This window comes from Pseudodesulfovibrio sp. (assembly GCF_028692895.1).
GTDB lineage: Bacteria > Desulfobacterota > Desulfovibrionia > Desulfovibrionales > Desulfovibrionaceae > Pseudodesulfovibrio.
In genome coordinates, this window is the sequence record NZ_JAQUWN010000001.1 from 101,244 (window position 1) to 112,882 (window position 11,639).

An 11,639-nucleotide genomic window follows, 5' to 3' on the forward strand; every position below is an offset into this window, starting at 1 on the left:
GGTGGACGTGGCCGAGGGCCAGGCCGTGGCCAGGGGGCAGCTCCTGTTCAGCCTGGACGACCGCGACCTGCTGCGCCGGGTGGAGGACATCCGCTCCTCCATCAGCGTGGACAAGGAGCAGTTGGAATATTTCTACGTCCTGCTTCGGGAGGAGGCCAAGTCCATGGGGCTGTACCGCAAGGCGGCCCGGCACGAGGCCGAGCGGCTCCGGGCCGACCTGGCCGGGCTGGACGCCCGCCTGGAGGTGGCCCGCAAGGAGTTTGAGCGCGCGGACGTGCTGAAGAAGTCGGGCGCGGTCAGCCAGTCCCTGTGGGACGAGCGGCGCGAGACCTTCCTCAACCTCCAGGCCGAGCGGCGGGCCGCCGACGCGCGGCTCAGGCTGGCCGACGAGAACGTCCTGAGCGCGAGGGACGGCAAGTACCTCTCCGACGGCAAGACGCGGGGCGAGACCCGCGAACTGGAGGCCCGCGCCAACGTTCAGAAGCGGGTCCTGGAGCAGGAGGAGCTGCGCCTCTCCCAGGCCCTGGCCGCGCTGGAGAAAACGCGGGTCGTGAGCAAGGCCGACGGCCTGGTCTACGCGGTCAAGCGCGTGGCCGGGACCTACCTGCGGGCGGGCGAGTCGGTGATGAGCGTACGGGTGGCCGACGCCCGGCCCTGGATTCTGGCCCGGTTCACCTTCAAGGAGGCCGAACGGCTGGCGCCGGGCACCGAGGCGCGCATCTACATCCCCTCCATGGACGCTTTCTACAACGGCAGGGTCCAGGCCCTGGGCCACCAGGCCATGGGCTCGGGCGACGCGGTCTCTCAGGACAAGGAGATCAGCCTGAACGAGGTTCCGGTCAAGGTCGTCTTCGACGCGCTTCCGGAAGGGCTGCCCCCCGGCCTCGGGGCGGTGGTCAGCATCGACACCCCCTGGCTCCGGGCGCTCAAGTCCCTGCTGTAGGGTCCGCATGCCGGAATCCCTGCCCGCCTCCTTTGTCCGGCCCCGGCCGCTCAGGGCGGCCCTGCTCTCGCTGCCGGTCACGGTGCTCTACCTCTCCCTGGCCTGGGCGCTGGTGGCGGCCCTGCCCGACCGGGCGTGGGCCATCCGGACCCAGGCCCTGGTGACCATCGGGCTCTTCGGCCTGTGGCGCTATTCCTGGCAGCTCCTCCATGTGGTGCGCCATTGGCGCTACCGTCGCCATGAGTTCCCCCGGCTCCGGGCCGAGGCCATGGCCCTCGCGCGCAAGTATCCCGAGCGGCTCTACGTCATGGTCCCCTCCTACCGGGAGGAGTTCCATGTCAGCCAGTTGGTCTTCGAGGCCCTGGTGCGCGAGGCCCGGACCGTGCCGAGCAAGGTCATGATCTACGCCAGCGTGGGCTCGGACGAGGAAATCGCCTTCATCTCCAAGGTCATCAACGCCACGCCGGGCGGCTCGGAAGTGGACGTGGTCTTCATGCGCCAGGGCGAGGGCAAGCGGGTGGCCATGGGCTACGCCCTGCGGGCCATCGCCAGGGACTTCAACGACCCGCTTTCCTGGCACCCGGACGCGAAGAACGACCTGGTCATCTTCATGGACGGCGACACGCTGGTGGAGCCCGGCCTGTTCCGCAAGTGCCTGCCCTATTTCCGCTCCAACCCGCGCCTGGGCGCGCTGACTCCGGACAACCTGGGCGTCTCGCCCAACGCCGTGGGCGCGTTCAGCGACTGGTACACCCTCAAGTTCGCCCAGCGGAACCACATCTTCCACTCCCACAGCCTGTCCCACCGCGTCCTGACCATCACCGGCCGCTTCTCCATCTACCGGGCCGGGGCCGTGGTGACCGAGGAGTTCATCCGCTTCCTGGAGGCCGACCACCTGGACCACTGGCTCTTCGGGCGGTTCCGCTTCCTCATGGGCGACGACAAGTCCACCTGGTACTACATGCTCAAGGAAGGGTGGGAGATGCTCTACGTGCCGGACGCCACGGCCGTGGCCCTGGAGGTGCGCCGGAACCGGTTCTTCCGGACCAGCCTTTCGCTCATGCACCGCTGGTACGGCAACATGCTGCGCAACAACTGGCGGGCCGTGAAGCTGGGGCCGCGCCCCATGGGCGGCTTCATCTGGTGGTGCATCGTGGACCAGCGCCTCTCCTCGTTCACCCCGCTCATCGGGCCGCTCTCGGCCCTGCTCCTCTCGGCCTTCGACTCCTGGTTCTACCTGGTCTTCTACCTCGCCTGGGTGATCCTGACCCGGCTGGCCATGATGTGGGTCTACGTGCTGGAGGGGATGCGCCTGCGGGTCCTGCACGTCCCGCTGACCCTCTACAACCAGTGGGTGGGGGCCGTGCTCAAGATTTACAGCATGCACAGCCTGGACATCCAGACCTGGAGCAAGGAGGGCGGCGAGGCCGGGCCCGACGAGCCCGGGCCGGGCGCCCAGCGCATCGGCGGCGACGGGAACGGCGGCGGACAGCCGGGGTACGGCCTGCTGCGCGGCGCGGTCCGCTTCCTGCTCCTGGCCCTGAACACCTCGCTGCTCATCATGGTCTGCGGCGTGTTCTCCGGGGCCTTCTCCCTGCCTGGACTGGCCGAGCTCTCCTACTATCGCACCCGGTTGCAGGAGGGGCGACTCCTCTCCCGGCGGGTGGTCCCGCAGCCGGGGCCGTCCGCGCTGGTCCGGCGCATCGACGTCGCCCCCCTGGGCAGCGCCGTGAACGCGGCCCTGGAGGCCGCCGATCCCGGCGAGGCGCTGCGCATCGTGCTCCCGGCCGGGACCGTGCGCCTGGACGAGCCCATCCGCATCGGCCGCTCGGGCGTGACCCTGGCGGGTGCGGGGCCTGGCGTGACCGTGCTCGTGTCCGACCTGCGCGCTCCGGCCGGGGCGGCCGTGCTGGTGGGCGGCGGCAAGGGGGAGGTCGTCGGGCCCCTGAACGGCGCGGCCAACGCGGGAGACACCGTGCTCTCCGTGGATCACTGGCCCCCGGACGCCCGCTACCTCTGGGTGGGCGCGCCCAACGACGACGCCTTCCTCGACTCGATCGGCGACCGCCATTGGCGCGGCAAGACCCCCTGGGTCCGCCAGTTCCTGGCCGAGGTGGCCGGGTCGGGCCGGGGCTATGTCCTGCTGCGCCAGGGGCTGCCCGTGGCCATGCCCGCCGGGGCCGAGGTCCGCGCGCCCGAGGTGGTCCGGGGTGTGACCCTGAGCGGCTTCACCGTGGTCCAGCGCGCCGGGGACCTGGCCCGCGAGCGGGCCGCCGGGGTCTACGGGAACCTGGCCCCGGACTTTGCGGTGGACGGCGTCCGCCTCGACTGGGCGGCCGGGTGCGCGCTGCGCGACGTGGCCGTGATCGACGCGGGCCGCCATCCGCTGGTATTCGAGAACAGCCGGGACATCCGGGCCGTGGGGCTGCGCATCGACGGGGCGTGGAACAAGGGCGAGGGGGGCAACGGCTACGTCCGCTTCGCCCGATGTTTCGACTGCGAGCTCACGGATTCGGAGGTGCGGAATGTGCGGCACCTGGCTTTCCAGTGGGGGGCGTCGGGCAACCGGGTGGAGGGGTGCCGCATCGGCGCGGACGTGAATTTCCACGGCGGCCTGAGCTCGGGCAACGTGGTCCGGGACAGCGTGGTCGTCCCGCCGCCCGGCCATCCCTGGCCCGCCGTGACCCGGATGCCCGAGGGAGGAGCCGCCTGGGCTCCCCCGGACGGGCCGGGAAACGTGGTGGAAGGGGCGGAGCCGGAAGCCCCGCCCCGGACGGAATGAGCTATTCGTTGTGGGTCTTGAGCTGCATCCAGTAGTCGTCGTAGATCTTCATGGATTCACCCAGGTAGTCCTGGAATTCGCCGCGTTGCATCACGTCGGCCGGGGGGTAGACGATGGGGTTGTCGCGCACCTCGGCGGGCAGCAGCTCCATGGCCTTGGCGTTGGGCGTGGAGTAGCCCATCTCCTGGCTGATGAGTGCGGCCACGTCCGGGCGCATCAGGTAGTTCAGGAAGGCGTGGGCCTCCTTGACGTTCTTCGCGCCCTTGGGGATGCACAGGGAGTCAACCCACAGGCTGACGCCCTCGGGCGGGTAGACCCACTTGATGGCCGGGTTTTCGGCGCAGGCCACGAAGGCCTCGCCGCTCCAGACCACGCCTGCGGCGACCTCGCCGGAGAGCAGGGCCTGCTTGGGCGAGTCGGAGTCGAAGACGCGGACCATGGGCATGAGGGTCTTGAGCTTTTCGTAGGCCTGCTTCAGGTGCCCGGGGTCGGTCTCGTTGCCGGAGTATCCGAGCAGGCGCAGGGCCAGGCCGAAGACCTCGCGCGGGTCGTTGGGCATCAGCAGTTTGCCGCTCAGGGCCGGGTTCCACAGGTCGGCGATGGACTCGACCTTGATCCCGTTCGTCAGCTCGGTGTTCACCGCGATGGAGGTGGAGCCCCACATGTAGGGCACGGAGTAAGTGTTGCCCTTGTCGAAGGGCTGGTCCAGGAATCGGGGCGCGAGGTTGGCGAAATTCGGGAGCTGGGCCTTGTCCAGCGGCAGGAGCAGCCCCTGGCGGCCCATGAGCGCCACGTAGTCGGACGAGGGCACGATCAGGTCGTATCCCTCTCCCGCCAGCTTGATCTTGGCGTACATGGCCTCGTTGGAGTCGTAGGTGGACAGGTGGACCGTGATCCCGGTCTCCTTGGTGAAGTCCTGCACCACCTGGTCCGGGATGTACTCCGACCAGATGTACAGGAACAGCTCTCCGCCCTGGGCCAGGGCGGAGGTGGCGCAGAGCAGGATCAGGGCCATTGCGGCGAGGATCTTTTTCATCGCTTCTCCTTGAGCAGCCGCCGGGAGAGCATGACCACGGCGACGGTTATGATGATCATCAGCACGCTGAGCGCGTTGACGTCCGGCTTGATGCCGAGTCGGACCATGGAATATATGCGCAGGGGCAGGACCTCGTAGGTCGGCCCCGTGGTGAAGAAGCTGATGATGACGTCGTCGAGGGACATGGTGAAGCTGAGCAGCCACCCGGCCATGAGCCCCGGCAGGGCCATGGGCAGGACGATCCGCCTGAAGACCTGGGACTCGCTGGCCCCCAGGTCGCGCGCGGCCTCGACCACGGCGCGGTCGAACCCCCGGAACCGGGAGTAGACCGTGGCCGCCACAAAGGGCACGCACAGGGTGACGTGGGCCATGAGCAGGGTCCAGAACCCCAGCGACAGCCCGGCCGCCAGGAAGAAGACCAGAAGCGAGATGGCGATGACGATGTCCGGGGACATCATCATGATGAACAGGCTGCCGAAGACCGCCCGCCGCCCCTTGAACCGGTACTGGTGCAGCATGAACGCGGCCAGCGTGCCCACGATGCAGGCCACCGAGGCCGAGACCGTGGCGATGGTCAGCGAGCGCAGGGCCGCGTTGAGCAGCGTGGTGTTGTGCAGGAGCCTGACGTACCATTCCAGGGTGAACCCCTTCCACGACAGCGAGTACCTGGAGGCGTTGAAGGAATACGCCGCCATGACCGCCAGCGGCAGGTAGAGGAAGAGGTAGACCATGCCCGCGTAGAATCCCTTGAACCACTTGTTCACAGCCGCACCTTCCTTCCCGAGCGCCGGGCGCTGCGGTAGTATGCCAGCAGCATGCCGCCCATGAGCAGGGTCATGGCGATGCTTGCGGCCGCGCCCATGGGCAGGTCGCGCGCGGTCAGGAACTGGTCGCGCACGAAGTTGCCGAGCAGCATGGTCCTGGCCCCGCCCAGGATGTCGGGCAGGTAGAACATGCCCAGGGCGGGCAGGAAGACGAGCATGGAGCCGGAGACGATGCCCGGCATGGTCAGGGGGATGGTCACTTTGCGGAAGGTGGTCCACCGGCTGGCCCCCAGGTCGCGCGAGGCCTCCAGGAGCCGCTGGTCCAGCTTCTCGATGGCCGCGTAGAGCGGCAGGATCATGAAGGGCAGCAGGGTGTAGATCAGGCCGATGAACACGGCGGTCCAGGTGTACATGATCTTGAGCGGCGCGTCGATGACGCCCAGGGCGAGCAGGACCCGGTTCAGGAATCCGTCCGCCTTGAGCACGGCCACCAGCGCGTAGGTGCGGATCAGGGTGTTGGTCCAGAACGGGATCATGACGAACAGGAGCAGGGGCCGGGTCCAGCGGCGGCCCGCCCTGGCCACGATGTAGGCGAAGGGATAGCCCACGAGCAGGCAGAGCAGGGTGGCCATGCCCGCCATGGCCATGGAGGTCAGGAGCATGGTCCCCAGGGCCGGGTCGAACAGGCGCAGGTAGTTGTCCGCGGTCAGGACCGGGCGGATCAGGTCGTCCGGGTCGCGGGTCAGGAAGCTGACGCCCGTGAGCAGGAGGAACGGCGCCGCGCCGAAGATGGCGATCCAGCCCAGGGTCCCGCCGATGACCAGGCGCTTGAAGAGCCGGTTATCCCTCATGGGGCAGGACCACCTCCCATCCCTCGAACCAGCCCACGGCCACGCGGTCGCCGGGGTGGAAGTAGAGGGTCTCGGCGTCCTCGTCGAAGAACTGTGAGGCCAGGATGTGCTTGCCGTCGTCCAGGGATATCTCCACGTCGTAGGTCGCGCCCTTGTAGAAGGTGCGGTCCACGGTGCCGGTCAGCAGGACCTTGGAGAACTTCTCGGCCAGTTCCGGATAGTCCTGGAGGTCGCGCATGACTTCCACCCGGAAGTCCTCGGGCCGGAGCATGACGTGCACGCTCTCGCCCACGGCGAAGGGCCTGGCGGTCTTGAGGAAGACCGTCACGCCCTCCACCGTGGCGCGGTAGCCGCCGCTTCCCGCCTCGGCGATGACGCCGTCCAGCACGTTGATGTCGCCCACGAACCGGGCCACGTAGAGGTTGGCGGGCTCCTCGTAGATTTCTCTCGGGGTGCCCGCCTGCTCGATGCGTCCGTGGTTCATGACCACCACGCGGTCGGACATGGTGAAGGCCTCCTCCTGGTCGTGGGTGACCAGGACGAAGGTGATGCCCAGGGTGCGCTGGAGCTCCTTGAGCTCTTTTTGCATCTGCTTGCGCAGCCGGTGGTCCAGGGCCGAGAGCGGCTCGTCCAGGAGCAGGACGCGCGGGTTGTTGACGATGGCCCTTGCGATGGCCACGCGCTGCTGCTGGCCGCCGGAGAGGCGCGCCGGCATCCTGTCGGACATGTCCGTGAGCCGGACCAGCTTCAGGGCGTCGGCCACCTTGCGCTCGATCTCGGTCTTGCCTGCCCCGGCGATGCGCAGCCCGTAGGCCACGTTCTCGAACACGTTCATGTGCGGGAACAGGGCGTAGCTCTGGAAGACCGTGTTCACCGGCCGGGACTCGGGCGGGATGCCCGCCATCGGTCTGCCGTCGATGCGGATTTCGCCCTGGTCGCACGGCTCGAACCCGGCGATGATGCGCAGGGCCGTGGTCTTGCCGCAGCCCGAGGGGCCGAGCAGGGTCAAAAACTCCCCGTCCTTGATGGAGAGGGTGATGTCGGCCAGGGCGGTCTCCGCGCCGAAGACCTTGGTAACGCCGATCAAATCGACGACGGAATGGCTCATGACCGGCCTCCCCGGACCTTGAGCGGCACCGGGACCGGGGCCGCGGGAACAGGAAGGACGGGACGTAGCCTCAGGTTGCGTCTCATGGTGTTCAAGCCTTGGGTGAAGAGGAAGTGGGTGGCGATGGCCCCTGCCAGCGTGGCGACCAGGATATGCCATCCCACCGGTTCCTCCAAGAATTTTTCGAACGCCGCGATGGCGGTGAAATGGAGGAGGTAGAAGGGATAGCTGATCTTGCCCGCCAAACGGTCCAGCGGCAGGTGGCGCAGCGCCCGGAAGACGAAGGGCATGGCCGCGAGGGCGCAGCCCGGCAAAAAGAACGGTTCGGCCTCGTCGGGCGCCGCGTCGGCCACGAAGACGAGCCCGGCCAGGCCGGCCAGCAGGAGCCAGTCCAGGGCCGACGCCTCGCGCGGGAGCCGGGCGTGGACCCGGTAGGCCAGGATGCCGCCGCAGAAGAGCCAGCACTCGGCCGGGAAGAAGCGGATGGTGAACCCCTGCGCGCGCAGGGGGCCGAAGAGGACCGCGAGCTTGACCGCCAGGCTGGCGGCCGCGATCAGGACCAGCGTCCGGGTCCGCATCCGGACCAGGAAGGGGGCCATGGCGTAGAAGACCACCTCCAGGGAGAGGGACCAGGTCTGGACCAGGGGGAGCTGCCGCCAGACGCCGTCCCGTGTGGCCGGGACGTAGTGCAGCGCGCCGTCCGCCGTGCGGCCCAGGCAGAAGAAGAGGTCCTGGCAGGTCATGGTCAGCCAGCTCCACAGCGAGAGGGCCAGGGCCCCCGGATCGGCCAGGAAGCGGCGGAACTCCGCCGAGCTGGTGTAGGGGTGGACGTCCAGGGCCAGCAGCAGGGTCAGGCTGAGGACCAGGGCGAAGAGGTACTGCGGGTACAGGCTCAGGAGCCGGGCCGCGTAGAACCGGCGGGGCGAGCCGTAGGCGGTGTCCAGGATGAGGGCCATATAGAAGCCCGAGATGGCGAAAAAGGTCAGCACCGCTTCGTGTCCGTCCACGATGTGCACGTCCTCCATGAGGGGGAAGTGCGAGTTGAACACGGCCAGGGCCAGCAACAGCCGGATGAATCCCATGGCGTCAACCTCCTGCCTCTTTGCGGCGGCCGGGGGCCTGCGAACGCGAAAATCGGGCAGCGGGCCCCTTGCCCGCCACCCGACGCTCCCGATGGACGGCCCGGTCCGCCCGGCGACCGGGCGGGGATAGGCCGCGAAAAGGAGCGGGGACCGGCTACCAGTCCTCGTCGCTCTCGTAGTCCAGCTCGTCCTCCAGGGTGTAGTTGCGCACCTTGATGCGCAGCTCGTCGTCCTCTTCGGTGACCACGCCCTCCACGGTGACCCAGCGGTCGACGTGGTCCATGAGGTCCTTGCCGTTATCGTCGTGCTCGATGATGAATTCCTCTTCGCCGTCCACCAGGAGGATCACGCCGGACACCGATTCGTCGTCCCAGTCCAAGGGGAGAATCTGTCCGAACAAAGAGTCTTCGTAAATATCCAGGGCCATGTCGCCTCCGTTGGTTTTATTGGTAGTTGGGGTCGTCGTCGGCATCGAGGTTCAGCCGGTAGACCACCCCGCCTTCCATGGGGATGAAGTGCTTGTGGAACCGGTGCTCCTGGTCGAAGCCGTTGGCCTCGTAGAAGCTGCGCGCGCCCGCAAAGGGCTCGTCGTCGCCGGTTTCCAGAAAAACTCGGCCGCCGCGTCCGTTGCCGATGCGCCGCCGCATCTCGGCCACCAGGGCGGTGCCGATGCCCAGGCGCTGGAACTCTGGGCTGACGGCGATGCCGTAGAGCTCATAGTTCTCCGGCCAGTGGGCGATGGGGCCGAAGCAGAGAAAGCCGATGACCGGGCCCGCGGGGCCTCCGGTCTTGGCCAGGATGAAGGCGTGCAGCTCGCCGCCGCCGCCGTAGGCGCTGTCCCAGGCCATGTCCTCGGCCGACATCAGGGCGTCGGACGAGAAGCGCCCGCTGGCGGCGGCCATGGCCAGCACGGCCTCCACCTCCTTGGGCTTGATGCCGGAGACGATGTGCACCTCGGGCAGGTTGTCGGACGGGAAGTCTTCCTCGACCGGGGTTTCCGCGTGTGGTTCCATTGCGCTCATGCCGTTTGCTCTGGTCAGGGTTGATGTGCCGATTCCTGGCCGAGGGGGGCGACGCTCTCGACGTGGATGACCTCCACGCCGCCGTCCCGTTTCACGGTGCCGGTCAGCCTGACCTCGGTCCTCTCCAGGGTCCGTAGCACGGGGAAGGATTCCAGGTTGCCCACCCGGACCTCGCGTTCGCCCAGACAGGCGATCAGGATGTCCGTCACGCGGAACTGATCGTCCCATTGCGCTGGGACGACTACGCCGCGGATGGTCTCCTTGAGCGAAACGCTGGTGTCGGATCGATGCTTCACAGGGCTCTCCTTGCCGTTGCCGCGCGCGCCAAAGCATGGGATGTGCCAAATGACAACACACTGAAATAACAAGATATATTCTTTCGACAAAGAGCAAAAAATCGGAACTGAAAGTTCCCTTTCTCCCCACGGAAGAGCGGTTTTCGGATAATTCATGGCGCATTTGTCGGATCTTGCCACAGAGATGGCCTAAAATTAAATCAATAAATCCGATCTATTATTGCTGATAAGGAACTAAAAATTCCTGAAATTGCTGGAATCGGAATTAATTATTCCGGAATTTGCCGCGCTGGAGGCCGTGACGGTGCATCAGCTTGTTCAACTGGCGCGGGGTGATGCCCGCCCGCTCGGCCGTGTGCTTGATCGAGCCGTTGCACTGCTCCAGCAGGACCGAAAGATACTGCTTTTCGAACTTGTCCACCGCGATCTGCCGGGCCGCCTTGAGCGGCAGCCCCGTCTTCACCGGCGAGGTCACCACCTCCCCGCGCGAGTCCAGCAGGTCGGGCGGAAAACTGTCGGGCCGCAATATCTCGCCCGTCTCCAGAATGCACGCCCGCTCGATCACGTTTTCCAGCTCGCGCACGTTGCCCGGCCAATCGTACTCCAGCAGCGTGTCGAGCACATGCGGATGGATGCCTCGAATCTCCGTGTTGAGCAACCCGTTGAACTGCTTGATGAACACCTCGGACAACCGGGGCAGGTCCTCCAGCCGCTCCCGCAGCGGCGGAATGCGGATGGGAAACACGTTCAACCGGTAAAACAGGTCGCGCCGGAACCGGCCCTGCTCGCACAACGCGCCCATGTCCTCGTTCGTCGCCGCAATGATCCGCACGTCCACCGGAATGTCCGCCTCGCCGCCCACACGCTGGATCGTCCGCTCCTGAATGACGTTGAGCAGCTTCACCTGCACCGACTGGCTCACCGTCCCGATCTCGTCCAGAAAAATCGTCCCGCCATGCGCCAGCTCGAACTTGCCCAGCTTGCGCCGCACCGCTCCCGTGAACGCCCCCTTCTCGTGCCCGAAAAGCTCGCTCTCCACCAACGTGTCCGGTATCGCCCCGCAATGCACGCTGATGAACGGCATCGCCTTGCGGTTGCTGTGCGCATGAATCAACTTGGCGATCAGACTCTTGCCCGTGCCCGTCTCGCCCGTCAGCAATACCGTGGTCCGCGTGCCCGCCACCTGCCGGATCTTCACGAACACGTCGCGCATGGCCTTGCTGCGCGTGTCCACATAGTCGAGCGAATCCTCGTTCCAGAACTGCCCGCGCAAATAGTCCAGCTCCGACTGGAGCACGTCCGACGCACGGACCTTGTCCACCACAAGGTCCAGCTCCTTCTTCTGAATCGGATGCGTCAAATAGTCGTACGCCCCCGCCTTGACCGCATCCACCGCCATGCCCGTCCGATGCTCGTCCGCCATCACCACCACCGCCGCCGACGGATAATGCACCCGCAATCCGGCCAGCCCCTTGCTCACCGAGCCGTGCCCGTCCACCAGCGACTCCACGTCCACAAACAACGTGTCCACCTCCCGGTCCTCGCCCGGACCCGGAACAACCGCCGTGCGCGTGCGAATGTTCCCGTCCTGCTCCAACAACCGGCCGATGGTCCCCGCCCGCTCGCTGCCCTGCGTGATGATAACCACTTTCCGCATCACAAAACCCTCTCCCGAAATCACTACTGCCACCCGACCACCACGACAACCGAAAAATGGGGCGGAATGCGGCCGGGCCGGGGAATGCCTCCGGCGGC

The 11,639-nt window shown here is 67.0% G+C and carries 10 protein-coding genes and 1 pseudogene; 2 read left to right on the forward strand and 9 right to left on the reverse strand.

Annotated features, from left to right (window positions below; translation table 11 throughout):
• Both PHP91_RS00470 and PHP91_RS00475 read left to right on the forward strand, forming a co-directional pair.
• Window positions 1–943, forward strand: a pseudogene (locus tag PHP91_RS00470) (hypothetical protein); the annotation flags it as partial.
• A gap of 7 nt (window positions 944–950) precedes the next feature.
• A complete protein-coding gene (locus PHP91_RS00475) occupies window positions 951–3,725 on the forward strand; it encodes a glycosyltransferase (protein WP_300135474.1) in 2,775 nt (924 codons plus the stop codon).
• Between the two features lies 1 nt (window position 3,726).
• On the opposite strand, the gene PHP91_RS00480 is transcribed toward PHP91_RS00475, so the two are convergent.
• The 9 genes from PHP91_RS00480 to PHP91_RS00520 all read right to left on the reverse strand — a co-directional run bounded on the left by PHP91_RS00480 (window position 3,727) and on the right by PHP91_RS00520 (window position 11,541).
• Window positions 3,727–4,761, reverse strand: coding sequence for an extracellular solute-binding protein (locus PHP91_RS00480; protein WP_300135476.1), 1,035 nt, complete (start codon window positions 4,759–4,761; stop codon window positions 3,727–3,729).
• Window positions 4,758–5,525, reverse strand: a complete 768-nt coding sequence (gene potC / locus PHP91_RS00485; protein ID WP_300135478.1) for a spermidine/putrescine ABC transporter permease PotC — start codon at window positions 5,523–5,525, stop codon at window positions 4,758–4,760. The genes PHP91_RS00480 and potC overlap by 4 nt, the downstream gene beginning before the upstream one ends.
• Window positions 5,522–6,376 (reverse strand): spermidine/putrescine ABC transporter permease PotB, encoded by an 855-nt coding sequence (gene potB, locus PHP91_RS00490; RefSeq protein ID WP_300135480.1) that lies wholly within the window; start codon window positions 6,374–6,376, stop codon window positions 5,522–5,524. Before potB ends, potC begins: the two co-directional genes overlap by 4 nt.
• Window positions 6,366–7,484 carry a spermidine/putrescine ABC transporter ATP-binding protein PotA gene (gene potA / locus PHP91_RS00495; protein WP_300135481.1) on the reverse strand — a complete coding sequence of 373 codons (1,119 nt, stop codon included), beginning with the start codon at window positions 7,482–7,484 and terminating at the stop codon, window positions 6,366–6,368. Before potA ends, potB begins: the two co-directional genes overlap by 11 nt.
• Window positions 7,481–8,566 (reverse strand): acyltransferase family protein, encoded by a 1,086-nt coding sequence (locus PHP91_RS00500; RefSeq protein ID WP_300135483.1) that lies wholly within the window; start codon window positions 8,564–8,566, stop codon window positions 7,481–7,483. The genes potA and PHP91_RS00500 overlap by 4 nt, the downstream gene beginning before the upstream one ends.
• A gap of 154 nt (window positions 8,567–8,720) precedes the next feature.
• Window positions 8,721–8,993 carry a hypothetical protein gene (locus tag PHP91_RS00505; protein WP_300135485.1) on the reverse strand — a complete coding sequence of 91 codons (273 nt, stop codon included), beginning with the start codon at window positions 8,991–8,993 and terminating at the stop codon, window positions 8,721–8,723.
• Window positions 8,994–9,009: 16 nt separating this feature from the next.
• A complete protein-coding gene (locus PHP91_RS00510; RefSeq protein WP_300135487.1) occupies window positions 9,010–9,588 on the reverse strand; it encodes a GNAT family N-acetyltransferase in 579 nt (192 codons plus the stop codon).
• A 14-nt stretch (window positions 9,589–9,602) separates the two neighbouring features.
• Complete coding sequence (locus PHP91_RS00515) at window positions 9,603–9,884, reverse strand: hypothetical protein (protein WP_300135489.1); 282 nt, start codon at window positions 9,882–9,884, stop codon at window positions 9,603–9,605.
• A gap of 265 nt (window positions 9,885–10,149) precedes the next feature.
• Window positions 10,150–11,541, reverse strand: a complete 1,392-nt coding sequence (locus PHP91_RS00520; RefSeq protein ID WP_300135491.1) for a sigma-54 dependent transcriptional regulator — start codon at window positions 11,539–11,541, stop codon at window positions 10,150–10,152.
• Window positions 11,542–11,639 lie beyond the last annotated feature (98 nt).